The organism is Pseudoalteromonas sp. Angola-30, assembly GCF_028599215.1.
Lineage (GTDB): Bacteria > Pseudomonadota > Gammaproteobacteria > Enterobacterales > Alteromonadaceae > Pseudoalteromonas > Pseudoalteromonas atlantica.
Genome location: NZ_JAQREI010000007.1, coordinates 1 through 25710 on the forward strand (window position 1 = coordinate 1; position 25710 = coordinate 25710).

22 protein-coding genes are annotated in these 25710 nt (G+C 39.5%); 15 read left to right on the forward strand and 7 right to left on the reverse strand.

The window, feature by feature from the left end; genetic code table 11:
* The first annotated feature begins 208 nt into the window (after positions 1-208).
* From PSH54_RS10635 to PSH54_RS10670, 8 genes are all read left to right on the forward strand, one after another.
* Positions 209-595: a hypothetical protein gene (locus tag PSH54_RS10635; protein WP_163107777.1), complete on the forward strand. Its 387-nt coding sequence runs from the start codon at positions 209-211 to the stop codon at positions 593-595.
* Between the two features lie 282 nt (positions 596-877).
* Entirely contained in the window at positions 878-1852 is a 975-nt protein-coding gene (locus PSH54_RS10640; protein WP_273606109.1) for a transposase, read from the forward strand.
* A gap of 310 nt (positions 1853-2162) precedes the next feature.
* A complete protein-coding gene (locus PSH54_RS10645) occupies positions 2163-3122 on the forward strand; it encodes an oxidoreductase family protein (protein ID WP_273606110.1) in 960 nt (319 codons plus the stop codon).
* 144 nt (positions 3123-3266) lie between these two features.
* Positions 3267-3899, forward strand: a complete 633-nt coding sequence (upp, locus tag PSH54_RS10650) for a uracil phosphoribosyltransferase (RefSeq protein WP_004586497.1) — start codon at positions 3267-3269, stop codon at positions 3897-3899.
* Positions 3900-3908: 9 nt separating this feature from the next.
* Positions 3909-5147: a uracil-xanthine permease family protein gene (locus tag PSH54_RS10655; protein ID WP_273606111.1), complete on the forward strand. Its 1239-nt coding sequence runs from the start codon at positions 3909-3911 to the stop codon at positions 5145-5147.
* 136 nt (positions 5148-5283) lie between these two features.
* Positions 5284-7029: an HAD-IIB family hydrolase gene (locus tag PSH54_RS10660; protein ID WP_273606112.1), complete on the forward strand. Its 1746-nt coding sequence runs from the start codon at positions 5284-5286 to the stop codon at positions 7027-7029.
* Positions 7022-8245, forward strand: coding sequence for a hypothetical protein (locus PSH54_RS10665; RefSeq protein ID WP_029771978.1), 1224 nt, complete (start codon positions 7022-7024; stop codon positions 8243-8245). Before PSH54_RS10660 ends, PSH54_RS10665 begins: the two co-directional genes overlap by 8 nt.
* 24 nt (positions 8246-8269) lie before the next feature.
* On the forward strand, positions 8270-10048 hold the full coding sequence (locus PSH54_RS10670) for a sugar phosphorylase (RefSeq protein ID WP_273606113.1): 1779 nt from the start codon (positions 8270-8272) through the stop codon (positions 10046-10048).
* 105 nt (positions 10049-10153) lie between these two features.
* Here the strand turns inward: PSH54_RS10670 and PSH54_RS10675 are convergent, their stop codons facing one another.
* Both PSH54_RS10675 and PSH54_RS10680 read right to left on the reverse strand, forming a co-directional pair.
* Complete coding sequence (locus tag PSH54_RS10675; RefSeq protein ID WP_273606114.1) at positions 10154-13000, reverse strand: TonB-dependent receptor domain-containing protein; 2847 nt, start codon at positions 12998-13000, stop codon at positions 10154-10156.
* Between the two features lie 562 nt (positions 13001-13562).
* Complete coding sequence (locus PSH54_RS10680; RefSeq protein ID WP_029771981.1) at positions 13563-16415, reverse strand: TonB-dependent receptor domain-containing protein; 2853 nt, start codon at positions 16413-16415, stop codon at positions 13563-13565.
* A gap of 526 nt (positions 16416-16941) precedes the next feature.
* Between PSH54_RS10680 and PSH54_RS10685 the strand changes: the two genes are divergently transcribed.
* Both PSH54_RS10685 and PSH54_RS10690 read left to right on the forward strand, forming a co-directional pair.
* Positions 16942-17331, forward strand: a complete 390-nt coding sequence (locus PSH54_RS10685; RefSeq protein WP_264389850.1) for a cytochrome b562 — start codon at positions 16942-16944, stop codon at positions 17329-17331.
* Positions 17332-17531: 200 nt separating this feature from the next.
* Positions 17532-17918, forward strand: coding sequence for an OsmC family protein (locus PSH54_RS10690; protein WP_004586490.1), 387 nt, complete (start codon positions 17532-17534; stop codon positions 17916-17918).
* Positions 17919-17969: 51 nt separating this feature from the next.
* Here PSH54_RS10690 and ykgO read toward each other — a convergent pair whose 3' ends face one another.
* The gene (gene ykgO / locus PSH54_RS10695) at positions 17970-18104 is read right to left on the reverse strand and encodes a type B 50S ribosomal protein L36 (protein WP_004586489.1); all 135 of its coding nucleotides are present in this window, start codon (positions 18102-18104) and stop codon (positions 17970-17972) included.
* Positions 18104-18367: a type B 50S ribosomal protein L31 gene (locus PSH54_RS10700; protein WP_004586488.1), complete on the reverse strand. Its 264-nt coding sequence runs from the start codon at positions 18365-18367 to the stop codon at positions 18104-18106. The genes ykgO and PSH54_RS10700 overlap by 1 nt, the downstream gene beginning before the upstream one ends.
* Positions 18368-18592: 225 nt before the next feature.
* Here PSH54_RS10700 and PSH54_RS10705 point away from each other — a divergent pair, with 225 nt between their 5' ends.
* Entirely contained in the window at positions 18593-18859 is a 267-nt protein-coding gene (locus tag PSH54_RS10705) for a hypothetical protein (RefSeq protein WP_273606115.1), read from the forward strand.
* A gap of 188 nt (positions 18860-19047) precedes the next feature.
* Here the strand turns inward: PSH54_RS10705 and PSH54_RS10710 are convergent, their stop codons facing one another.
* Positions 19048-20091 carry a metal-dependent hydrolase gene (locus PSH54_RS10710; protein WP_273606116.1) on the reverse strand — a complete coding sequence of 348 codons (1044 nt, stop codon included), beginning with the start codon at positions 20089-20091 and terminating at the stop codon, positions 19048-19050.
* 249 nt (positions 20092-20340) lie between these two features.
* On the reverse strand, positions 20341-21228 hold the full coding sequence (locus PSH54_RS10715) for a LysR family transcriptional regulator (RefSeq protein ID WP_273606117.1): 888 nt from the start codon (positions 21226-21228) through the stop codon (positions 20341-20343).
* Positions 21229-21342: 114 nt separating this feature from the next.
* Here PSH54_RS10715 and PSH54_RS10720 point away from each other — a divergent pair, with 114 nt between their 5' ends.
* From PSH54_RS10720 to PSH54_RS10730, 3 genes are all read left to right on the forward strand, one after another.
* On the forward strand, positions 21343-22515 hold the full coding sequence (locus PSH54_RS10720) for an MFS transporter (RefSeq protein ID WP_004586485.1): 1173 nt from the start codon (positions 21343-21345) through the stop codon (positions 22513-22515).
* 154 nt (positions 22516-22669) lie between these two features.
* Positions 22670-23485, forward strand: coding sequence for a 2,5-didehydrogluconate reductase DkgB (gene dkgB / locus PSH54_RS10725; protein WP_004586484.1), 816 nt, complete (start codon positions 22670-22672; stop codon positions 23483-23485).
* A 65-nt stretch (positions 23486-23550) separates the two neighbouring features.
* Positions 23551-23838 (forward strand): putative quinol monooxygenase, encoded by a 288-nt coding sequence (locus PSH54_RS10730; RefSeq protein WP_004586483.1) that lies wholly within the window; start codon positions 23551-23553, stop codon positions 23836-23838.
* 117 nt (positions 23839-23955) lie between these two features.
* Here PSH54_RS10730 and PSH54_RS10735 read toward each other — a convergent pair whose 3' ends face one another.
* Positions 23956-24609: a DUF6058 family natural product biosynthesis protein gene (locus tag PSH54_RS10735; RefSeq protein WP_024031799.1), complete on the reverse strand. Its 654-nt coding sequence runs from the start codon at positions 24607-24609 to the stop codon at positions 23956-23958.
* A gap of 172 nt (positions 24610-24781) precedes the next feature.
* Here PSH54_RS10735 and dapA point away from each other — a divergent pair, with 172 nt between their 5' ends.
* Positions 24782-25699, forward strand: coding sequence for a 4-hydroxy-tetrahydrodipicolinate synthase (gene dapA / locus PSH54_RS10740; RefSeq protein ID WP_029771987.1), 918 nt, complete (start codon positions 24782-24784; stop codon positions 25697-25699).
* Positions 25700-25710: the final 11 nt, after the last annotated feature.

Sequence of the window (25710 nt, forward strand, 5' to 3'; positions counted from 1 at the left end):
TGGATTTCAGCATATTATTGAGTTACGCTCAGGTTCTACATTTAAAGTTACATTTGCAGATTTTAATTGTGTGGAGAAAATTTACACATAACAAGCGCATTAAGCACGGGACTGCTAACAGTTTGCTCGGTTCCGCTACGCTTCACATTTTAGCAAACAATTATCAGCCCCTTATGCGGGCGTTATACATACACGGAAGGTTAGTCGATTGCCCATCATCATTTATTTGTATCTAGCTATAAATATTGGCGTAACGGTATATGCCTATAAATATTGTTATTTTAATTTATCAAAATATGGCGAAATCCTAGAGGGGTTTGCTATAACGGGTGTTTCAATATTATTGGTGTTGGCATATTACTATCCCAAGATAGGTGATTTTCTAGGAGGTTATATATTTATACTTGTTGCATTGGGAAGTGCATATCACTTTAAATATAGGCACTCTTATATTTATGAACCAGAAGAAGATGTGAAAGATCCTCAAGAAACTAAGTTTCATAAATATTTTAACTTTGTGTTAATAGCTACAAATCTATTGCTTATCTTGCCAGCTTACATCTTTGGGATATTGTCTGGTGTAAGGTATGTATAACAAAAAAATTAAGTTCGCCCGCTGCGCGGGCTGGGACGCAAACCTGTGGGCTGCTCACTTCGTTCGTATTTTAGCCCACACGTCTGCGCCCCTTATTTAAAAGTTAGCAGGCTAGGAATATGCGAGCCACATTTATCGATTCAGAAGGTGAATATTTAGAAGCTACCGTTAAGGTTGGTGATATAGAATCGTGCAAATAAACAAGACACCCATCTTAAATTTTGTACTTAACGCAATTAGAGGCTAGCTTTTGTTTAGTGCAAAAAACAGGCAGAGTGTCTTATGGCAATTGCAAGAAAGCGACAAGTAAGTTTGGTTGATACAAAATACTATCACTGTATTTCACGGTGTGTTCGTCGTGCATTTTTATGTGGCGAAGACCGTTTCACTGGTCAATCTTACGAGCATCGACGAGGATGGGTTGAAGATAAGCTGGGTGAATTAGCTAAGGTATTTTGTATTGATGTGTGCGCTTATGCCGTAATGAGCAATCACACCCATTTAGTACTGTATGTAGATGATAAAAAGGCAAATAGGCTGAATGATAAAGCGATTGTTATTCGCTGGCATAAACTCTGTAAAGGCACATTGTTAACGCAAAAATACATACAAGGCGAGAAGCTAAGTAAAGTTGAACTCATCTTTTTCAATCAAACGGTAAAACAATACCGAGAACGTTTAGCAAGTATTAGCTGGTTTATGCGCCTGTTAAATGAAGATATAGCGCGAAGAGCAAATAAAGAAGATAATTGCACAGGGAGGTTCTGGGAGGGGAGATTCAAATCGCAAGCTTTACTTGATGAAGCCGCAATTGCAGAGTGTATGGCCTATGTCGATTTAAACCCCATTAGAGCCAAGATGGCTAACACGGCAGAAGAGTCAGACCATACCAGCGCTAAAGTACGCTTAATATGCGCAAAAGAAGGCAAGCAGCCAAAGCAACTACTTCGCTTTGCAGGTATGCCACGTCAAATTATGCCTAAAGGGCTGCCGTTTGAGCTTAAATCGTACCTTGAACTCATTGAGCTAACAGGGCGAGTAATGCGAGAGGATAAGCACGGGCATATAGATAATGTGACCCTTCCTTTGTTAGAAAGGCTTAATATATCATCAGAAAACTGGTTAAAACTCACCACACAATTTACGCGCGTATTTCATGGTGCAGTGGGCAGGCCAGCCTCACAAAAAGGGTATTGCGAAAACTTAAACCGAAAGCGGCGAGCGAATATCAGTAACTGCGCAAAGTTATTCGCTTAGAGCCTAATCACTTTTTGAGCACTCCAACTACATAATGTAGGAATTTTTGTGGCTGCCATTTGAGCTTTATTTAGTAATATCTCTATTTTAAAACTCAAATTATTTTTGGACAGTTAAAAAACATAAATTCATTAGTTAACTTTAACTTTTTGTAATTTACTTTGTAGAAATTAAGGTGGATGTCACTTTAAGAAAGGCTGGAATTAAAGTGGGTGTCACGCTAAAAAGAAAGAGGCTTATGGATACTATCGTTTTATTAAAAATACCTTCTAATGTTAAACTATAAAAAACTTAATGACTTAATATAGCAATGGCATTTTATCTTCCTCTTTTACAGCCTCATTTTAAACACATTGAAATTGGCAATACGCTAACATCGCTTTGGAGCGGGTGTGGCAGTATTGTCGAGTGCATGCTTGATGCTGAGCCATGTGTTATTAAAGCGATTAAAATACCACGCCACATAAACCATCCAAAAATTAAGCAAAGCGAATTTGCATTAAAGAGAAAGCAGCAGTCTTATAAAGTTGAATATAATTTTTATAGGTTATACAGCGCGTACTTACCGAGAAGCGCTAAAAGTATTACCTGTATTAATGCAATTAATGATGGTGACGATTATGCGTTAGTATTTAAAAACTTTACTCAATATGGTTTTTCTCAAGCAAGCTCCCAGCATATAAAGGCAATACTAAAGTGGTTAGCATTTTTTCATGCCTTTAATTTAAATAAGCCAGCAAAGGGCTTATGGCAACAAGGGAACTATTGGCATTTGAGCACAAGGCCCGATGAGTTTAATAAATTAAAACAAAGCGCTGACAAAAAGTCCGATATTAAAAATGCGGCTCATAAAATTGATAAAATACTGCAATCATCACACTACAAAACCTTGATACATGGCGATGCTAAGCTCGCCAATTTTGCTGCAAATGAGCAAAGTGAAATACTCGCTTATGACTTTCAGTATGTTGGGGCTGGGGTAGGGATTTGCGATGTAATGTATTTTATGACCAGCTGCTTAAGCGACGAGCAATTACATACCTGCGCCGATGAGTATTTACATTACTATTTTAGCCAATTAAAAAATGCGCTTTTAGTGTTTCAACCGCAAATAAATGCCGATGACGTAATTGCAAAGTGGCATGCATTATGGCCATTAGCTTGGGCCGACTTTTATCGATTTTTAGCGGGTTGGAGCCCAACTCATTTTAAAATAAATAGTTACATGATGGCGCAAGTAAATTTAACGTTATCAGATAACAATTTATAAACATAAAGTAGTGTGTCGCTTGCATAAATATCAAGCAAATCAATACATTTTGGCACGATCTATGAAAACTTATTTAAAATTGCAGGTCAAATGACCTTTTTTAATATAAAATACCGCCAATTCTTGTATCAGTAGGTTTTTATCATGTCAATTCACGTAATTTCACACCCTCTAGTTCAACACAAATTAGGCTTAATGCGCGCTCACGGTATAAGTACTAAAAGCTTTCGTGAATTATGCTCTGAGGTAGGTACCTTATTAACCTACGAAGCAACTAAGAACCTACAGTTAGAAGATAACGAAATTACTGGCTGGGACGGCAACAAATTAAAAGTAGAGCACATTAAGGGCAAAAAAATTACTGTTGTGCCAATTTTACGTGCAGGCCTTGGCATGATGGATGGCGTAATGTCATTACTCCCAGCGGCTAAGGTAAGTGTAGTGGGCCTTGAGCGTAACGAAGAAACGCTTGAGCCAGTACCTTACTTTGAAAAGTTAGTAGGCAATATTGATGAGCGTTTAAGCTTAGTTATAGACCCAATGCTTGCAACTGGCGGCTCAATGATTGCTACAATTGATATGCTTAAAAAAGCAGGCTGTAAAGACATTAAAGTAATTGTACTGGTTGCTGCACCTGAGGGCGTTGAAAAAACATTAGCCGCTCACCCTGATATTGAGATTTTTACTGCCTCAGTTGATAGCCATTTAAATGAAAAGGGTTACATTATCCCAGGGCTTGGCGATGCAGGTGACAAAATTTTCGGTACGGTTTACTAAGGTTTAACAGTGCAAAATAATTATATATTTTCTATAAAAACCATTTTAACCGGCGCCCAAATGTTGTTTGTAGCATTTGGTGCGTTAGTGTTAGTGCCTTTATTAACGGGGCTTGATCCAAGTGTCGCTTTGTTTACAGCGGGTATAGGTACTTTATTATTTCAGGTAGTGACGAAAGGCAAGGTGCCTATATTTTTAGCGTCATCATTTGCGTTTATTGCGCCTATTATTGCCTCAGTACAAATGTGGGGCGTACCAGCTACCATGGGTGGTTTAATGGCAGCGGGCTGTGCTTATATGCTGTTAGCGCTATTGGTTAAATTTAAAGGGGTGGCAACACTTCATAAAATTTTGCCGCCTGTGGTTGTAGGCCCCGTTATTATGGTGATTGGTTTAGCCCTTGCACCGGTTGCGGTAAATATGGCAATGGGTAAAAGTGGCGACGGCAGTATTGAACTTATTGCTTACGATAAAGCCATTATTATTTCGCTGTTTTCTCTTGTTGTAACACTTATTTTTGCTGTGTGGGGCAAAGGTGTATATAAGCTGATCCCTATATTAGCGGGTGTTATATCGGGTTATGTTTTATCACTGGTAATGGGTGTGGTTGAATTTGGTAGCGTAAATGAAGCGAGCTGGTTGGCTGTACCAAACTTCACATGGCCCGAATTTAAGTGGCAAGCCATTCTCTTTATGGTGCCTGTTGCCATTGCACCTGCTATTGAGCATATTGGCGATATGATGGCTATTAGCCAAGTAACCAATAAAAACTTTTTAAAAAAACCAGGCTTACATCGCACCTTATTTGGTGATGGCTTAGCCACTGCCGCTGCCTCTTTATTTGGTGGTCCGCCAAACACTACTTACTCTGAAGTAACTGGCGCAGTGATGCTGACCAAAAACTTTAACCCTAAAGTAATGATGTGGACTGCTATAATTGCTGTGGTACTGGCCTTTGTGGCAAAAATGGGCGCTGGTTTACAAACAATTCCTGTACCTGTGATGGGCGGCATAATGATTTTGTTATTTGGCTCAATTGCGGTAGTGGGCTTAAATACGTTGGTTAAATCTGGTGATGACTTAACTGCACCCCGTAATTTAAGTATTGTGGCACTTATATTAGTATGCGGTATTGGCGGTATGCACATTGGGGGTAGCCAATTTAGCTTAGAAGGCGTTAGCTTGTGCGCCATTTTAGGTATTGTGCTTAACTTGGTATTGCCAAAAGCTGAACCAGAAACTGATTAATTTTGCACTGTATGTAAAATTTACGCACCAAAATAGCGCATACTAATTGCGCTATTTTTGTAACCTACTAATAATTAAATAAAAATAATAGTGGTCTAGTACCTGCATTTGTTACTTCATAATATAAGGAGTTACTATGTCAGAGGCCAGTATTGTGGATATAACCCCATTTTTAGCAAAGCACCAATTGCCTTTAAAGTATCAGTACCTTAGTGAGCAATTTTTTATCCCGCTTGCACACGATATTCTAGAATCAAAAAAAAATAACACCCCTATTTTTGTCGCCATAAATGGTTGCCAAGGTTCAGGAAAAACCACCCTCGCAGATTTTTTAGTTACTTGGTTTAGTAACAACACGCCGTTTACCAGTGTCGCGCTTTCTATTGACGATTTTTACTTATCTAAAGCGCACCGCCAAGGACTTGCCAAAGACGTACACCCATTATTTGCCACCCGTGGTGTGCCTGGCACCCACGATGTAGGGTTAATGAATACCACCATAAGCCGGTTACTTGCAAAAGAGGTTGGCGTGCCTTTGCCTAAATTTGACAAGCATCACGACGATTGCAGCCCCGAGCAAACATGGCAATGTAACAATAAACCCATTGATATTATTATTTTAGAAGGCTGGTGTGTAGGCAGTGAGCCACAACCGTTATTTTCTTTAAGTGAGCCTATAAACGAGTTAGAAACACAGCACGATAAAGAAGGCGTGTGGCGCCGTTGTGTAAACAGTTGCCTAGCAAATGAATACAAAAGTGTGTTTAGTAAAATAGATTACACGGTGATGCTCAAAGCGCCGAGCTTTGAAGATGTATTTAAGTGGCGACAAGAGCAAGAACAAAAGCTTATTGCCACTAAAGGCGAGGGTGATGGCACCATGAGTGATGAGCAACTGGTGCACTTTATTTCTCATTTTGAGCGTATTACTCGCGAAAACTTAAACACCCTAAGCGCTAAAGCTAACGCCCTTATAGAGCTTGATAGTAATCGCGATATTAGTGCTATGCACTTAACCAGCGACGATACGCTGCAACCTATTATATTTACCGACTTAGATGGCACGTTACTCGATCACGCCGATTACAACACTAAAAATATCAGTAGCTTGCTGCAAGATTTACAAGCAGCCCACATTCCTGTGGTGTTTAATACGAGTAAAACATTTTGCGAAGTGGTTGAACTTAAAAACGAGCTGAATATTCAACAGCCTTTTATTGTTGAAAATGGCGCGGCTGCTTATTTACCCGTAGATTATTTTGAGCTTAAACCCATTGGCTGCACACAAGTAGGGGCGTATTGGTGTTATGCATTTGCATCACCCTTATCTAACTTACTTAGTGATTTAGACTCCTTAAGCAGCGAATATAAATCGCATTATAAGTTATTTAGTGATTTGTCGAGCGAGCAAATATCATCCCTCACCGGGCTTGATGAAGCGCATGCAAGGCGCGCTCAAACACGCGATTTTTCAGACCCACTTTATTGGCACGGCAGCGATGAATTACTTAATGCGTTTGTAAACGATGTTAAAGCACTCGGCTACGAAATAAAAATAGGCGGGCGGTTTATACATATTGCTAAAAACACCGATAAAAGCGCTGCACAGCAGTGGTTAGTTAAACAAATTTCACAACATTTTAGAAAGCCTCTCACTGTAATTGCACTAGGTGATAGTGACAACGATAAGCAGATGCTAGAGCAAGCTGATATCGCCATTATCATACATAACCCAAGCAGTAAAAAGCCGGTTAAGTTAACACATAACAAGGCGCGTTATTCCCAATCGCCCGCTCCACTGGGTTGGATTGAAGAAATAACCACATTGCCTTGTATTAGCAGCATTTTAAATACTATTGAGGAGCGAAAATCACATGGCTGATTTTTATCAAAATGGCATCATTACAACCTTACATAATATCGCCGATAGACCAGTAGAAGCGCTTGAAGAAGAGCTAATTAGTTTTAGTAAACAACGTCCAATGGGGTTAATACTCCCTTCGTTGTTTAGTGAGCTTGAAGGCCCAGCGCTGCAAAACATTGTAAAAGAACTCAGAGAGGTTCCTTATTTATCGCAAATTACCATAGGTTTAGACAGGGCAGACGAGTCACAATATCGCCATGCTTTAGGCTTTTTTAAAGAGCTTAACCAAAACCACAAAGTGCTTTGGAACGATGGTCCTCGTTTGCAAGCGCTTGATAAAGAATTACAAGAGCTAGGCGTTGCACCGCGTGAACTTGGTAAAGGCAGAAACGTGTGGTATTGCATGGGTTATAAATTGGCCACCTCAGAGGTAGAGTCGATAGCACTGCACGACTGCGATATATTAACTTACGACAGAGGTTTGTTAGCGCGCTTAATTTACCCTGTAGCGCACCCTCGTTTTAATTATGAATTCTGTAAAGGCTTTTACCCACGTACTGCAAACGGCAAAATTAATGGCCGAGTATCGCGGTTATTAGTAACGCCGTTATTACGCTCGTTCAAAACTATTTTAGGCAATACCGACTACCTTGAGTACATGGATACCTTTAGATACCCGTTAGCAGGGGAGTTTTCGTTTAGACGTGATGTGCTAAACGATATTCGTATTCCGAGTGATTGGGGCCTTGAAATTGGCGTACTAAGTGAAATGTACCGTAATTATTCGCATAATCGCTTATGCCAAGTTGATATTGCTGATAACTACGATCATAAGCATCAGGAACTTTCTCTTGATGACCAAAACGCCGGTTTATCTAAAATGTCGATAGATATAACCAAGGCACTATTTAGAAAATTAGCCACTCAAGGGGTTACATTTACCAGCGAAACAATTCGTTCTTTAAAAGCAACTTACTACCGTATTGGTTTAGACTTTATAGAAACGTATCATAACGATGCACTGATGAATGGTTTAACCTTAGATGTGCACCAAGAAGAAAAAGCCGTAGAAATGTTTGCCAAAAATGTTATGGAAGCAGGTCAGCACTTTTTAGATAACCCAATGGAAGCGCCATTTGTGCCAAGTTGGAACCGTGTTGTATCTGCCATGCCAGATGTTTTTGAGCGCTTAAGAGAAGCGGTTGATCTTGATAATAAAGAATTTAGTGAATAAATAAAACAATAATAAGGGGCGCGTGTGAATACAGTAAGCGAATTATTTTTACAGCGGGTAGAGCAACATCTACATATTATTTATAAAGATGTTGAACTGCCCTTAAGTATTACAGAGCTGGCTGAGCAGCTTATAACTATAATTTTAGGCGACAGCCCGCTGCGCGACCCCACACCCCATACTAACCGCTGGGACGAGCAAGATATTATACTAATAGCCTATGGCGACTCTATTATTAAGCACGATGAGGGAGACCAAGCTGTTGCAAAACCGGTAGAAGCACCGCTTAAAACCTTGCACCGGTTTATAAAAGAGCAGTGCGATATGCAGCTTAATGCTTTGCATATATTGCCATTTTACCCGTATAGCTCTGATGAAGGCTTTGCGGTAATGAACTACGTGCAAGTAAATGAATCGCTAGGAGATTGGCAAGATATAAAAAATATTGCCAAAGATGTAAAGCTAATGGCAGATTTAGTGATTAATCACTGCTCTAGCCGAAGTGTATGGTTTGAAAACTTTTTAAACGATTTAGACCCCGGCAAAGATTACTTTAAAACGGCAAGTTTAACCGATGATTTATCTAATGTAGTACGCCCACGTACCTCACCGTTATTAAATACGGTAACCACGCCAAGCGGCGAAAAACATGTATGGTGTACGTTTAGCCACGACCAAGTTGATTTTGATTTTGGTAACCCGGCAGTTTTAAAAGAGTTTATAAGTATTATTCGCCATTATTTAGATAACGGCGTACGCTTGTTTAGGCTAGATGCGGTTGCATTTTTATGGAAACAGCTCAATACAAATTGCATTAATTTACCGCAAACGCATGAAGCAGTTAGGCTTATTCGCACCCTTATAGAGCATACTGAGCCAAGCGTTGTCATAATTACCGAAACAAACATACCAAACCAAGAAAACCTCTCTTACTTTGGTAACGCCAACGAAGCCCACAGTATTTATAACTTTGCCTTACCGCCTTTATTACTGCATACATTACTCAGTGGAGATAGCACGGCCATTAAGCACTGGATGATGAGTATGCCGCCTGCGCAAAACGGCACCACATACTTTAACTTTATTGCCTCGCACGATGGCATTGGACTTAGGCCAATAGAAGGCTTGTTACAACCAAGCGAAGTGGCGTCATTGGTGAGTACGTCTATGCAATTTGGTGGGCGTGTATCAATGCGCACCAGTAACGATGGTACGCACACACCGTATGAACTAAATATTGCACTTTTTGATGCATTACAAGGCACGCACAATGGACAAGATAAGTTTGGCCTTGAGCGATTTATGTGTGCACACGCCATTATGTTTGCGCTTGAAGGGATCCCTGGACTTTATATTCATAGCTTGCTTGGCACAACGAACGATTACGAACGCTTTGAAAACTCACAGCATAACCGTGCAATTAACCGTCATCGTTGGCAAGAGTCAAAACTATTATCGGCTTTAGGTGATAAATATAGCCATCATCACAAAGTGTTTAATGGTATTAAGCATTTATTAGGTATTCGAAAAAAACAAAGTGCATTTCATCCTAATGCCACGCAATTTACGCTGCACTTAGCGGGGGGATTATTTGGTTTTTGGCGGCAAAGTATAGACAGGCGCCAAAGTATATTTTGCGTTTATAACATAAGTGATAAACCACAAGTACTTACCCTTGCAGATTTAAACTTAATTAACACCCAGCAGTGGTTTGATTTAGTGGCTAATGAAACAATTACCGAGGATCAACTCACTATAGAGCTAGAGCCTTATCAAAGTGTATGGTTAAGTAATATTAAATAAAGTGCAGTCATACCAATTTGCAAAATAGATCACTTAATTAAGCTCATTGGTATAAAAAGGCTCGCAGTGCGAGCCTTTAACTTAATTAATAAACGTTGTTACTAATTATAAGCTGTAGCTTAAGTTAATGTAGCCAAAGCGGCCAATGTTATCGTAACTTGCGCTGTTTTCGCCTGTCCCGCGTGTACCGTACGGAAGTTTACGATTAAATAGGTTATCAACACCTACTTTAACGCCTAAGCCGCTATCGAAGTTGTAACCCACTGTCATATCGGTAATAAAGTATTTACCGTAAGACATTTGGTTACTTGGGTTCGAGTTACTCGCAAGCTCTACATTTGTGTATAAATCAACTTCGCTGATAAAGCGTGTTTCAACCGTTGAATAAAAGTTATCCATTACGTAGCTAACCGATAGGTTAGTCTGCCATTTCGCTTCGCCGGTTGTACCTGCGTACTCAATATATGAACTAGGATCATCCTGGAACGGGTAATCTTTGCGTTCAATAAGGTAAGTACCAATTAAACGTGTTTTAAAGCTACCTTCTAGCGCATCAAAGTCATAGCCTAGTTCAAAATCAACACCAGACGCCTTTTGACCAGCTACGTTAAGTACTGAGTTTTGAATCAGCGAAATTTCACCACTGGCATTACGTGTAATTAAATTACAGTACTGATTGTCTATACCTGTTGTGCTATCAACACAGCGGTCAAGAATTTCTTGTGCGTCGATTGTGTCAATTGCATTTTCTAGATCAATTTCCCAGTAATCTATAGTAAGCACAGCGTTTTCTAAAAACTCTGGTTGATAAACAATACCAACCGTTGTACTTGTAGACTCTTCACCTTTAACATCACGGTTACCGCTTGTTAAGCCATCTAAAGAGGCTGAGTCGTAACCTGAGTTAAAGTCACTTGCAACACCTAATGCAGCACAGTTTGCAGTGCGTGTTGCTGCATTTGATAAATTAGCTATGTTTTCAGCGCGGCACGGGTCTTCTACGTTGTAGAAAGTTTGGCTTGCTGCACCAAATACTTCACTTATGTTAGGCGCACGAAGTGCTGCAGATTGCGTTACACGCACACGTAGTTCATCGTTAACAGTCCAATCAAGGCCTAGTTTCCAGCTAGTTGCTTCGCCAATTGTGCTGTAATCAGCATGACGTACTGCGGTATCAAATACTAAATCTTGAATAAGCGGTAAGTCAGTTAAAATAGGCATAGTTGCTTCAAAAAATACTTCGCGCACATTAAACGAGCCTTTATCTTCGCCTAAAGCGTTAAAAAATGTACCTTCTGCGTTATCTGGCTCTTTTGTTTCGCTTTCTTCTTTACGGTATTCAGCACCAAATGCAACACCTACATAACCTGCTGGTAATTCAAATATAGCGCCATTGGCAAGTGAACCAGAAACCACGGTTTGCTTAATAGTTGACGTACCTACAGATACCGTATTTATGTAATCAATCGCTTGCTGAGATGGTGCGCCAAAACCCATAATGTTTACCGGTACACAGCCATCAGCTTGTGCAGCAGCGCTGCGACATACGATGTTGCCATCTGCATCTTCAACGGCATCAAGGGCATTAAAGTAGTTGGCTAAAATCATATTAGCGCCATTTTCGCGCTCTAAGTCAGTTTGACCATACACAACTGATGTATCTAATTCCCAGTCTTCAAACACAGTTCCTTTTAAGCCTGTAACAAAACGCGTTGTTTCACGGGTATTATTTTCAACGCGGCGGCCAAGGTCACTCATCATGCGGTTAACCATGATTGAATCAACGCCTTCCTCTTGCATTCGCGCTTTGATATCTGGGTCTAGGTAAGGGTTATCAATTTTAATGCTGTTGTCGCTGTCAAAAAAGAAAAACGCAGGTTGACCTATGCTTTCGCCTTGGCTATTTACGTATTTTGCATCAAAGTAGACGTTTAAATCGTCGGTAACATCGTAGTTAACTTTAAAGTTTACGTTGTAACGCTCAAACTCAGGTTGTATTTCTTCAAATTGGCCTAGGTTAAAAAAGTCACATTCTGCACATGAATATGGATCCGCGTTATTGCCTATGTATAAGTCACGAGCACTGCTATCCGGGTTAAAGCTATTAATAAATTTACTTGGATCTTCAAGTGCATAAACACCTGCATCATTGATGGCGAAATAACCCGCATTAGGTGTTAAAATATCATCAGGAAAGTCAGCACTATTTTTGTTCTCATCCGTTTGGGCTTGGTTAGGTAAGCTGCTAAAAGATGTGCTAGTCCAAGGGTGGTCAAGTGCATTTAATGAATCTTGGCCTGAGTACTCAATAGCAAAAGCGGCATTACCACGGTCGTTATCAAAATTAGAGCCGTACGAGAACGTTGCTTTTTCGTTGTTGTAGCTGTTTAAATCGGCAAAACCACGGGTAACGCTAAAATCCATACCTTCAATGTTGTCTTTTAATATAAAGTTGACAACACCTGTAACCGCATCAGCACCGTATACAGCTGATGCACCACCAGTAATAATTTCTACTCGCTCAACCCAGACGCTCGGAATAGTATTTGTATCAACAGCTTGAGAGCCCGCTGAGCTAGATACGTGGCGTTTACCGTTTACAAGTACTAAGGTACGGTCGGTACCCATGTTACGTAAATCAAGAATGTTTAAACCAGCTGTACCAATAAAGCGGCCTGAGTTAGCCATTGAATATGTATTGCCAAGTGCTGGTAAGTTGTTTAGCGCTTCACCAATGTTTACAGCGCCAGTATTAATTAGCTGCTCGCCGCTTATAACTGTTACTGGTGCCGGCGCAATAGCGCCTTCACGTAAAATACGCGAACCCGTTACTTCAACGCGTTCGATTTTTGTCGCTTGCTCATCTTGTGCAAGCACAGAATTACTCGCTGTTGCAGCAGCAGTAATCAATGCACATTTAATGCTAGTAGAAAGTAAATTATGACGTTTCATGTGTTTCCCAAAGGAGATTTTATAATAATTAAATACATTATCTTTTAGCTAAATACACAGTGCATTTAGCCTAAGCCCTATAACTTTTGTTATAGGGCCGGCGATTATTGCATGCTGAAACAATGAATAGAAGCGTCGTAATTTTCGCTTTTTCAGTAAGTTAACTCTTTATTAAATTGTCTAAAGTTGCCGCTTGTTAGTATTAACGCAACAATAAATCACTCGGGTTTTGTTAATGGTAATGAGGGTTGAAAGGGCTTAGTGTTACATTTGTTGTTGTTTTACAGGTGTGTTTACGTTTGGTTGATTTATTGGTTTGTTTTTTAATCTTTTAATGGCTTTGAAGTTGGCGTGGGGCTTAACTATGTTTTGCTCGTAAATTGAACTGCTGAGTTGAAAGTGAGCTTTAATGTGTTTTTAATGTAATTACTTTGTGTCAGTTGGCCCCGAAAAAGTAACATGATGAAACAGTTATATGTTTCTAAAAACAATAAATTGAGTAAATTTCATCTAAAAAAATAAAAAAGGCCCAATTAAGGGCCTTTCTAGGGAGGGTTAAAAACTAAAAATCGTATGATAAGTTTACATAGCCAAAACGGCCAATATTATCGTAACTTGCACTACCACTACCTGTACCACGTGTACCGTATGGAAGCTCTCTGTTAAATACGTTATCTACGCCTAATTTAACACCCATGCCATTATCAAAGTTATAACCTACTGTTATATCTGAAATAATATAAGTGCCATAGTTCATTAAGCTACTAGGGTTAGGGTTGTCTTCAAGTTCTTGCTCTGTGTATAAGCTCACTTGTTCAATATAGCGAGTGCTTAAAGAGGTGTAGAAACGCTCGTAGCTATACTCTATATTAATGTTAGCTTGCCACTCAGCTTCGCCAGTTGTACCCGCATATTCAATGAACTCTTCTGGTTCATCTTGGAATGGGAACTCTTTACGTTCAATTAAGTAAGTACCAATTAAACGGGTTGCAAAGCTACCCTCAAGGGCATCAAAGTCATAAGCAAGTTCAAAATCAATACCAGAAGCTTCTTGGCCTGATACGTTTAGAACTGAGTTTTGAATTAGCGTAATTTCACTGTTTGCATCACGCGTTATTAAATCACAGTATTGATTTTCAATACCTGAAGTGCTGTCGACACAGCGATCCAGAATTTCTTGAGATGCAATTGTAGAAATCGCATCTTCTAGTTCTATTTTCCAGTAATCTAGCGTTAATACTGCATTTTCAATGAAATCAGGCTGGTACACTAAACCTATCGTTGTACTTGTTGATTCTTCACCTTTAACATCACGGTTACCACTTTGTAAGCCTTCAAGTGTTTGTGAATCGTAGTCTGATTCAAAGCCAACTGGTACACCAAGCGCAGCACAGTTAGCACGGCGAGTGTCGCTATTTTGTAAATCATTTAAGTTATCGGCTAAACAAGGATCATCTACGTTATAGAAAGTTTGGCTAGGTGCGCCAAAAATTTCACCAATATTAGGCGCTCTTAGTGCTTCTGACTGTGTAAATCGCAAGCGTACTTGGTCATTAACAGTCCAATCTAAGCCAAGCTTCCAGCTTGTTGCATCACCAATAGTGCTGTAATCAGCGTAACGCACAGCTGCATCCAGTACTAAATCTTGAACAAAAGGAAGGTCAGAGACTAAAGGAATAGTGGCCTCAGCAAAAACTTCATTTACATCAAATTCGCCCTTATCCTCACCTAAAGCATTGAAGAAAGTCCCCTCAGCGTTATCAGGTTCAATTGTTTCACTTTCTTCTTTACGGTATTCAACACCAAATGCCATACCAACGTAACCTGCCGGCACTTCAAAAAGTGCACCATTTGCCAGTGAAGCTGAAACCACTGTTTGTGTGATTTCAGAAGTACCGGTCGATACGGTATTAATATAATCAATGGCTTCTTGGCTAGGTGCGCCAAAACCCATAATGTTTACAGGCACACAGCCGTCAGCACGTGCAGCTTCACTACGACATACAATGTTGCCTTCGTCATCTTCAATTGCATCAAGCGCGAAAGAATAGTTATCTAAAATCATATTAGCGCCATTTACACGCTCAAGTTCGGTTTTACCACGAACCACTGAAGCATCTAGATCCCAATCTTCTAAAACTGTTCCTTTTAAACCCGCTACAAAGCGCGTGGTTTCACGCGTGTTATTTTCGATACGACGACCTAAATCTGTCATCATACGTAAAACATTAATCGAGTCGACGCCTTCACCATCATTAGCCTCTTCCATTAATGTTCTGACGCTGTCATCTAAGTATGGGTTATCTATACTGATTGTATTTCTAGGATCGCCAAAGAAGAATGCTGGTTGACCAATGCTTTCACCTTCACTGTTGACGTATTTTGCTTCAAAATAAGCATTTAAGTCTTCTGTTACGTCATAGTTGACTTTGAAATTAACATTGTATCTTTCAAATTCAGGTTGTATTTCATCAAATTGTGCAAGGTTAAACGAGTCACAATCGGCACACAGTAGTCCATCAACATTGTCACCAATATAAATATCACGCTGTGTTCCATCTGGATTAAACGTATTTACATAGCCGTTACCTACGCTAAATACGCCTGCGTTATTAATTGCATAGTAGCCTGCATTTGGTGTGTAAATTTTATCAGGAAAGTTTGGGTCATCTTTATTAGCATCAGTTTGTGCTTGGTTGCGTAAACTTGAGTAAGAGCCGTCTGTCCACGGGTGATCAAGTGCGTTTAATGAGTCTTGACCAGAGTATTCAACTGCAAATGCTGCGTTACCGCGGCCATTATCAAAGTTTTTACCATATGAAAAAGTGGCTTTTTCGTTGTTATAATCACTTAGATCAGAAACCCCTTTAGTCACACTTACGTTTAAGCCTTCAATGTTGTCTTTTAAGATAAAGTTAACTACGCCCGTTACCGCATCCGCACCATAAACGGCCGATGCACCACCGGTAACTATTTCAACGCGCTCAACCCATACACTTGGAATAGTATTCGTATCGACTGATTGAGAGCCCGCAGAACTTGAAACATGGCGCTTACCATTAACAAGTACTAAGGTACGGTCTGTACCCATATTACGTAAATCAAGAATGTTTAAACCGGCAGTACCAATGAACCTGCCTGAGTTTGCAAGTGAGTATGTATTACCTAACGCTGGTAATTTGTTTAAGGCTTCACCAATATTAACTGCGCCGGTGTTAATAAGATCTTCGCCAGAGATAACGGTAACAGGGGCTGGGGCTATTGCGCCTACACGGCTGATCTTAGAACCTGTTACTTCTATTCTTTCTAATTTTTTTTCATCCTCTTCTGCCGCTAATGATGAAAATGCTAAACCTGCAGTTGAGAGACAAAGTGCAGCTTTAATACTGTGAGAGACTATATTAAACGTTTTCATTGAAATTCCCTAGATGATTACTTGTGATTTTAGGTACAGCTCTTGTGCAATGTGTATTAATTACTACGAGCTGTTTATTTATTATTTACATTGCACATTAACAATTAACATGGATATATATGGGAACAACTATTTTTCGCTGAAATCACAATAAAATAAGCCCAAACACAGTGTTAATTAAATGAAAAAAACATGCTTAACCTTTGTTTTAAAAAAAGATTATTCTTCTAATTGAAATTGTTGTCACTGTTTTTAAATCGTATTTAATATAGGTAATTCATGTGTTTATATTGAGATTTTTGAGTTTTTATTAGGCGGTGCTAATTTATATTGTCCCTTTTATGGGGTGTGTTTTTAAGGTGTATTATTTTTGTTTACTGTTTAGTTACATTTATAAAGGTAATACTTGTTACTTACTCGTTTATTGTAAAGCCCCTTTACAGTTACCTAGCTTCCTATGCGCCTTGAGTTACTTTATTACGTAAACTTGATACACTTACACTGTTTTTTATAAATAGGTTTTACCATGAAGTTTTTAGTTTTAATTTTTACTTTTTTATTTAGTACTGCGGCCATTTCAGAGCAAGAAGTTGATCTCGAAGTTAATATGAAAAATACAGGCCTTGCTTATAAAAATGCGGTGCAAGCAGTAGGTATAGGTGGCTTTAATACCGCCATAGATAAGTTTATTACTTTGGTTGAAACCAGTAAAAAAGCGACCTTTCATAAAGAAGCACAAATGTCGCTACAAGGGCTAGATAAAGTTATTGCGCAAGCAAAGTTGGCAAAAAAATTAGCGAATGAGCGCGGGCTTGATGCAGCAAAGCCAGCCCTTAAAAATATAGATGATTTACGCAAGAAGTATCATGAGTTGCACGAGCCTCCAGGTTTTTTTGACTTATTGTTTGGTAATTAACCTCAGCTTTTTTGTAAATTAATGTCGAGCAGTTATTTCAGCGCTACCTAGGTTAACTTTTTCGCAGTAGCGCATTATTGATGCGCAGATTTGTGATGTTTTAATAAAATGTATAGCTGCAGATTAAGTAGTTTGAATGCTCATTTTTCAATATTTTAGTAAAGCTCTTATCTAGGGTGCAGATTAATTAAGGAATAGTAATGGAAATTTCAGTGTCATTGTTAGAGGGTCAAAAACAAAGTGCAAAATTTGGCGACCTTGAAGTAATAAGCGATCAAAGTATTAATGCTGGTGGCGGTGCCGAACACCCAGAACCGTTTGACTACTTCTTAGTAAGCATGGTGCTATGTGCTGGGTTTTATGCACGTAAATTTTGTGAGCAACGCGATATCTCTACACAAGGGATGACGCTTACGCAAAATAATGAAAACGTAGATGAAGAAGGTAAAAAATTATTTTCTATCGAAATTAATTTACCAGATGGCTTTCCTCAAAAATATAAAAAAGCACTTATTGCTGCGGTTAATACGTGTACTGTTAAAAAAGTGATTCAGGCCCAACCTGAGTTTTCTGTAGTTGTTAAATAAAAAATACGGGTAAACATGTATCGTTTACCCGTATACTTCACGGAATTAGTGTTATTTTTTCTTCATTCCTTGTACTGCTTTAAAACGTGGATTGTCTTTACATATTACAAAAACACGTCCTTTTCGCTTCACTATTTGACATCCTGGTCGTTGCTTAGCGCTTTTAAGCGAGCTTAATACTTTCATTACTCACCTTTTTTGGCAGTAGATAAGTTTTTAAAGCGACGGTTAAACTGCGCGACACGTCCGTCACTAGCCACTGTTTTTTGCTTACCAGTATAAAATGGGTGCGAGTCGCTAGACACATCAATAGGCACATACGGATACGTTTTCCCTTCAAGCTCAATTGTGCGGTCTGTTTTAATGGTTGAGCCAATAATGAAGTAGCTATCGGCAGCTGTATCGTGAAAAGCAACCACGTTGTAATCTGGATGGATATTAGGTTTCATAATACGCCTCAAGTTGTTATGTGATAATATAACTATAGGTTATCGCGTTTACGGCATTTGTGCAAATGATTTTTACTCTCATTTACTGACATTTTTGCTGGCTAATTGCGCAAACAATTCAAAAAATAACCACTTAAACCAAAAATACTGGCTATTAGTTTTTAGGCTGTTATAACTATATAAAAAGTGTTAACAAGAAAATTTTTTACGGTTTAGAGGTAAGCTATGAGCGACTCAGCACAACAAGAACAAATAGACCAAGGGGTGATGGAAACCCTTAGAGAGCGCGATCACACAGTCTTATCTGAGCAAATTAATCCAATAGACTGTACACACAACGATATTATTGAGCTATTAGCACAATATATGGCGTTAAGTGAGCAAGATAACGACGAACTATTTGACGATTGGTTTGATAATCTAAATAAAGAACAGCACACTGTTTTAAAAGTGTTTGAGGTATACCGCGGACAATACGAGCACCAAAATTAATACTTAGGCGCTGGTTAAACATTCACTTAGCTGCGCCTTATTAATTAACCACCAACCTGAGCTTTGGATAATAAAATCATCTCAAGCTGCTAATTTGTTTTGTTTCACATAAAATTTTTAGCTAGCGAAAGCAAACTTAAATATTATAACCACAGCTCAGATTAATAAATGCAATTATAATCAGAGTGTTAAGGCGTTTTCATACAGTTTTTGTCTGCATAGGGCGGGGCTAAACTGACATCAGGGTTCCAAATTCTATCCCACACTTTACTTAGGCTACTTAAATTTGAGCGCTGATTTAGTTTTTCAAAGTTGCTTACCTGCACTCCTTTGTTGGTTTTTTCACCAACTGCAAAATTAAATACGTAATAACACTCCATGCCCATACGTAAGTCAGATAAAACAATTTTATTTTGCTGCTCTTTCACGCTATAAAAACCTTTAGTAAACCATTGTAAGCGTTGTACGCCCCATTCATTTTTAATATCGTTTAGTAAAGCGGGGCTTGTGTTATAGCGGTTTATTGTAACCTCTTCAGGGGAGTCAAATACCGAGGCATAACTTATGTAATATTGCCCATCAGACATTGAAACAACTCGCCATAGCAAGGTTGTAAGCGGGGCGGGGTTGCTTACATAGTTATTAATGTGTATGTGTTTATGTGCAAACGCGGCGTCTATTTTATTGTTAATTATTACTTTTAAAATAAGAGAGCTACATAAATAAAGGCTACTGAGCACAAGCATAGCGGCGTTAATTTTATACATGCGCGGTGTATGTATTTTAGGTATTAAAGTGCACAGAAAGGCCAACAATAACGGCAAGGTGTACAGGGGATCGATTATAAATATATTTGAAATAGCAAAAGGGTGCTCGCTAAGCGGCCAGATTAATTGCGTACCATATACTGTAAAGCTATCGAGTAATGCATGGGTCGATAAACATAAAAATACCAGCCAAAACCAGCGGGCTTTATGTATTTGCATACCGGAGTGTATTTTTAAAATAAGCCAAACAATAAGGGGACTAATTAATAAGTGCACAATAAACGAATGGCTAAAACCGCGATGATAAGTAAATGCCTCCACTGGCCCGCCATAAGGAATAAAAACATCTAAGTCGGGTAAAGTACCTAAAGCAGCACCCCATAAAGCGGCTTTTCGGCCAATTTTATTACCTAATACGGCGTAACCTACTGCGCTACCTAAAACTACCTGCGTTAACGAGTCCATTTTATTCCTTTTTATTTAGGGAGTTAGTTATACTGCCCTTGGGCTTAAAACCAATCCACAATAATACTTAATCATATTGCGGGGCTAAACGTGTCGCTACCTGCGTTAAAAAATTTTAATTTACGATTATAAGGATGCAGGAGCAATTGCTGAGAACAACGAAATAGCCAATTTTTTGCCTAGCTATCAACACGTTTTCCCAGCCTCAATATAGATTACTTAATTAAGCGTTTGGTATAAAAACGTCACTTACAATTTCAGCAGTGGTTTTATAAAGTCTAAAAAGGCCATTATACGCGACGATACAGCACTGTTTTTGTAATACACCGCTTGCACAATTTCGCGGTTGTTTGGCGTGTTAATACTCCCTGGCAGTATTTCTATTAGCTTGCCTGATTTTAAATCACCACCAATCATAAAGTGCGAAAGCAGCGCCACCCCTTGGTTTGCCAAGCATAGCTGGCGTACAGTCTCGCCGCTACTGGCGGTTAAGCCAAAATTTAAAGCTGTGGGCGATTTTAGCGGCCAGTTATTAAGTTTGGGCGAGTCGGTAAAACCAATGAGTTTATGCTGGTTTAAGTCGCTGGTGTGCGAAATAGTCGGTGTATGTTTAAGGTAACTAGGGCTTGCAACTAAATGCAATTTACTTACGCCGAGCTTTTTTGCATGTAGGTTGGAGTCTTTTAACTCGCCTATACGAATTGCTAAGTCGGTTTTATGTTCGAGCAAGTCAATAATGCTGTCGTGGGAGGTTATATCAAGCGTAATGTGGGGGTATTGCTTATTAAATTCAGCAATTAAAGGTACCAATTGGTGTAGTACAAAGGGGCTGGCTGCATCAATACGTAATTTGCCACTAGGGGCTTGTTTTAAAAGCTTTATTGCTTCTTCGCCGGTTTGTAAAGTGTTTAAGCCATCGCGAGCATATTTAATAAAGGTATGGCCCTCTTCGGTTAGTTCTAATCGGCGAGTGGTCCTATTTAGTAATGTACATTGTAACGTGTTTTCAAGGCGGGACACGGCCCGCGACACTTTTGCTACTTGCTGATCAAGCAAATTAGCTGCTGCTGAAAAACTTCCGCTATCTACTACCGTTAAAAACATTTCTAAGTCTTCGGTTTTTGCATGCTGAGCCATACGTGAGCACCTTACTTTTGCATTAATTACAAAAGTATTTTGTCACTAATGCTATTTTTTGCAAACACATTTTTAGTCAAACTGTAAGTCTTAACTAATAATGAGGATTTAATTATGCCATTGGCTTTGTGGGCGCTCACCTTAAGCGCATTTGCAATAGGAACAACCGAGTTCGTAATAGTGGGATTAGTGCCTACTATTGCAAACGATTTAGGCGTAAGCCTACCTTCAGCTGGTTTGCTAGTTAGTTTATATGCAGTAGGGGTTGCCATTGGTGCACCAGTACTGACCGCACTAACTGGGCGTTGGAACCGTAAAATTGTACTAATAAGCTTAATGGGCTTATTTGTTTTAGGTAACTTACTTGCATGGCAAGCGCCTAGTTACGAAACATTAATACTAGCGCGTATTTTAACAGGCTTGGCTCACGGGGTGTTTTTCTCAATTGGCTCAATGATTGCCACAAGCTTAGTAAGTAAAGATAAAGAAGCCAGTGCTATTGCTATTATGTTTACCGGACTTACTGTAGCGCTAGTGACGGGTGTGCCACTAGGCACTTGGATTGGCCAACACTTTGGCTGGCGAGCAACGTTTTTAGTGGTGTCGGTACTGGGTTTAATCGCTTTAATTGGCAGCGCTATTTTAGTACCAAAAAACTTAAAACAGTCTATTCCGGCAACGTTTAAAGAGCAGCTTCAGGTTATTGTTAAGCCGCGCTTATTACTCGTATATTTAATGACAATTTTAGGTTACGGCGGCACGTTCACTGCGTTTACTTACTTAGCACCTATTTTAGAGCAAGAAACAGGTTTTGCTCCTTCAGCGATTGGTTTAATTATGCTGGTTTACGGTGTATCGGTAGCCATTGGTAATATTTGGGGCGGAAAACTGGCTGATAAACGCGGCCCAATTAGCGCACTGAGTATTATATTTAGCGCGCTGACAATTATTTTATTGGCTTTTACTTTTACGATGGAATCAAAAGTAGCGGCCGTACTGACTATTTTAGTATGGGGTGCATTTGCGTTTGGTAACGTACCAGGCTTACAGCTTTATGTCGTAAAACAGGCGCAAAAGCATACTCCTAATGCGGTAGATGTCGCATCGGGCTTAAACATAGCAGCGTTTAATATTGGTATCGCATTGGGCTCAATTATTGGTGGCAGTGTAGTAGAGGGCATGTCACTTCAAGATACCGCTTGGATTGGCGCAGCAATTTGTGCTCTAGCATTAGTAGTAACTCGTTACAGTGGCATGCTTGATAAGCGAGAAGTGAAACAAGCATAAAGTATTCTGCTAAGGTTGAAACTTAAATTTATGACCTCATTACCTGTATTGAGGTCATAATTTTTAGGTGACAACACAAAAGAAGTAAAAGGTGTATTTCGTAAAACTTTAAACAGTTTGTATTTTTAACCGATTATTTTATAAGGACAGAGCCATGACACAACGTGTAATAGAAATGCCAGATTTAGGCATGGGAACATTCCGTTTAGAAGGCGATACCGCCTACAATTCAGTAAAAATGGCGTTAGAAGTGGGGTTTCGTCATATTGATACTGCGCAAATTTATGGTAACGAAGAGCAAGTAGGCCAAGCTATAAAAGATAGTAACATTCCGCGCAGCGAAATATTTTTAACCACCAAAGTGTGGAACAACAAGCTTAACAAAACTGACTTTATTGCCAGCGTTGAAAAGTCACTTGAGAAATTACAAGTAGACTCTGTCGATCTACTGCTTATTCATTGGCCAGCGCCTTCAAATGATGAACCAATGAGTGAGTACCTAACGGAGCTTTTAAAAGCTAAGCAGCTTGGTTTAACAAAACATATTGGCGTATCTAATTTTACTATTGCCAACTTAAACGAAGCAATGCAAACACTTGATTCGCGAGAAATATTTACTAACCAAGTTGAGGTGCATCCGTATTTAACCAATACTAAGCTACGCGCTTTTTGTGCCCAGCACGATATTCACGTTACAGCGTATATGCCATTTGTAGTTGGTAAAGTACTTAAAGATCAAACTATTATAGATATTGCTAATAAGCATGAGGCATCGCCAGCGCAAGTAGTTATTGCATGGATTAATGCCAACGGCATGACCACTATTCCATCGTCAACTAAGCGTAAAAACTTAGAAGATAACTTTAATGACCATGTTAAATTAGACGCTGAAGACATTGCTCGTATTGACGGACTTGATTGTGGCGACCGCCAAGCAACGCCTGATTTTGCGCCGCAGTGGGATCAGTAATAAAATACGCAAAACAACATTAGGTGTAGCAAAGCTGCACCTTTATTTTTTTAAAAGGACTCCGCATGTTAACGGTAATTGCCACTATAGCGAGCAAAAATATCGACGCAGAGGTTGTTTTAACTGCGCTCGAAAATCTGCAAAAGTATTCACGTCAAGAAGTGGGTTGTTTGCGTTATGAGTTGTCGGTTAAACGTGACTCAGACAATACCGAGTACCTTGTAAGTGAGCAATGGGCGTCGCAAGAACACTTTGAAGCTCATAAACAAGAGCCTCACTACAAAGCATTTGGTACCCAAGTTACCGGGCTTGTAACAAGCAGTAATATTGATGTGTACAACACCATCGGCTAGTAAAAAGCACTCTTAATATTGGTTAATGAGTAAAATTCAGTGGCGGCGTAAACATACATCGCCATTTGCGTTACTTAGTCTTTTAAATACCCACCTCGTATTAAAACCTCAGCCATTTTATTTAATCGATAAATCGTACTTTAAAATAAGTGCATCTATGTAACGGGCGCGTAATGTGTGTTGTTTTTCGTGATCGGCACCGTGGCCCAATGCTTTATTGAGTAATTTCATCGCGGGGTGAAGCTGCGTCCGCTCTTGCTGGTTTAAACTTCCTTTAGTGCGCAATTCAGTAATATCGTCTACCAGCAAGCGGCCTATATCCACACATACTATTTCGTCAATTAAACCGTTTTGTGTCAGTACGCCGTATTTGCTGCATAAAAACTGTTGCCACACTTGCTGTAAATGCTCGTCTATTTCGCAGCCAAATAATTCTTCATTAAAAATAAAACCTTGCTGGGCAAGTTTACTCAGGCTTGCCGTGTACTGCTGCGCAAAGTAATTAAAGGCATTGCTTGAGGATTCAATTTTTTGTTTTATTAGCCCTTGCCCCCAATTTACACAGCCGCGCGGGTAATAGTCATCGTACTCTTCACATTCATACAAACCAGAGTACGAGCTGCAACTTAATTGGCTTTTTATACAATAACTTGGTTTAGGAAAAATACTTTGCTGCTGCCATGTATCTAGTTGCTCGGCATCAATATTTAAAGCATGGCAAAGCTCATCGGTGTTATAAAAATGAGTGGCTAAGTAGTCAGATAAACGCATAATGGCTCGCTTAAAGTTAAAAATACAAACACTGTTTAAATGTACAGCATTTGTATTTTGTATTATCAAACTAAATAACACAAGCCATTTTACGTTTATTATTCGCTTAGGCCTGCAAAAATGCGTGCAAGTATGTTACAAATAGCGCAAGTTTTATAAATAATGAATTTTTATGCGCACCCTAGAACAAATTAAACAAGCAAGCTTAATTACCGCCATTAAAACCCCATACTTAGCCAATGGTGAAATAGATTTAGCAAAGTACGATGAACTCGTTGAAATACAAATTGCAGCGGGTGTAGATGGCATTGTGGTTGGTGGTACAACCGGCGAAGGCCAGCTAATGAACTGGGAAGAGCATTTAATGCTTATCGCGCACAGTGCAAATAAATATGGCGATAAGCTCGTGATTGTAGGGAATACGGGTAGCAATAATACCCGCGAAGCTATTAAAGCCACTAAGTATGGCTTTGCAAGTGGTATGCATGCCGCGCTGCAAATTAACCCATATTATGGCCGCACTTCTATTGCTGGTGTTAACGAGCACTTTAAACGTGTACTGGATATTGGCCCTGCGTTTATTTACAACGTAGCAGGGCGCACAGGGCAAGATTTAACCCCTGATATTATTGAGCCATTAGCAAAACACCCTAATTTAATTGGTGTAAAAGAATGTGGTGGTAACGAGCGTATTGCTCATTACGAACAGCAAGGCATTGCGTGTTGGTCAGGTAACGATGACGAAGCACACGATGCACGTCACACGCACAATGCACACGGTGTTATATCGGTCACATCTAATCTTATACCAGGGTTGTTCCGCCAATTAATGGATACTAAAAATGATGCGTTAAATACCTCATTACAACCTTTAATGAACTGGCTATTCTGCGAGCCAAACCCGATTGCAATAAACACCGCAATGATGATGACAGGCGCGGTAAATCCCGTATTTAGATTACCGTATGTTCCACTGAGCGATGAGCAACAAGCACAAGGCGAGGCCTTAATAAACGCGCTTAACGTTGATGATATTGTGGGCAATAAAGCTAAGTGTATAAAACAAAGTGATATTGCTTTGCTTTCTTAGGTTATATGAGC

Excerpts from the sequence above, each read along its gene's own strand:
- PSH54_RS10680 (WP_029771981.1), bottom strand. The coding sequence starts at position 16,415 with ATGAAAACGTTTAATATAGTCTCTCACAGTATTAAAGCTGCACTTTGT.
- PSH54_RS10705 (WP_273606115.1), top strand. The coding sequence starts at position 18,593 with ATGAGCGACTCAGCACAACAAGAACAAATAGACCAAGGGGTGATGGAA.
- PSH54_RS10660 (WP_273606112.1), top strand. The coding sequence starts at position 5,284 with ATGTCAGAGGCCAGTATTGTGGATATAACCCCATTTTTAGCAAAGCAC.
- dkgB (WP_004586484.1), top strand. The coding sequence starts at position 22,670 with ATGACACAACGTGTAATAGAAATGCCAGATTTAGGCATGGGAACATTC.
- PSH54_RS10735 (WP_024031799.1), bottom strand. The coding sequence starts at position 24,609 with ATGCGTTTATCTGACTACTTAGCCACTCATTTTTATAACACCGATGAG.
- ykgO (WP_004586489.1), bottom strand. The coding sequence starts at position 18,104 with ATGAAAGTATTAAGCTCGCTTAAAAGCGCTAAGCAACGACCAGGATGT.
- PSH54_RS10720 (WP_004586485.1), top strand. The coding sequence starts at position 21,343 with ATGCCATTGGCTTTGTGGGCGCTCACCTTAAGCGCATTTGCAATAGGA.
- PSH54_RS10715 (WP_273606117.1), bottom strand. The coding sequence starts at position 21,228 with ATGGCTCAGCATGCAAAAACCGAAGACTTAGAAATGTTTTTAACGGTA.
- PSH54_RS10640 (WP_273606109.1), top strand. The coding sequence starts at position 878 with ATGGCAATTGCAAGAAAGCGACAAGTAAGTTTGGTTGATACAAAATAC.
- PSH54_RS10710 (WP_273606116.1), bottom strand. The coding sequence starts at position 20,091 with ATGGACTCGTTAACGCAGGTAGTTTTAGGTAGCGCAGTAGGTTACGCC.
- PSH54_RS10700 (WP_004586488.1), bottom strand. The coding sequence starts at position 18,367 with ATGAAACCTAATATCCATCCAGATTACAACGTGGTTGCTTTTCACGAT.
- PSH54_RS10685 (WP_264389850.1), top strand. The coding sequence starts at position 16,942 with ATGAAGTTTTTAGTTTTAATTTTTACTTTTTTATTTAGTACTGCGGCC.
- PSH54_RS10645 (WP_273606110.1), top strand. The coding sequence starts at position 2,163 with ATGGCATTTTATCTTCCTCTTTTACAGCCTCATTTTAAACACATTGAA.
- dapA (WP_029771987.1), top strand. The coding sequence starts at position 24,782 with ATGCGCACCCTAGAACAAATTAAACAAGCAAGCTTAATTACCGCCATT.
- PSH54_RS10675 (WP_273606114.1), bottom strand. The coding sequence starts at position 13,000 with ATGAAACGTCATAATTTACTTTCTACTAGCATTAAATGTGCATTGATT.
- upp (WP_004586497.1), top strand. The coding sequence starts at position 3,267 with ATGTCAATTCACGTAATTTCACACCCTCTAGTTCAACACAAATTAGGC.
- PSH54_RS10730 (WP_004586483.1), top strand. The coding sequence starts at position 23,551 with ATGTTAACGGTAATTGCCACTATAGCGAGCAAAAATATCGACGCAGAG.
- PSH54_RS10665 (WP_029771978.1), top strand. The coding sequence starts at position 7,022 with ATGGCTGATTTTTATCAAAATGGCATCATTACAACCTTACATAATATC.
- PSH54_RS10690 (WP_004586490.1), top strand. The coding sequence starts at position 17,532 with ATGGAAATTTCAGTGTCATTGTTAGAGGGTCAAAAACAAAGTGCAAAA.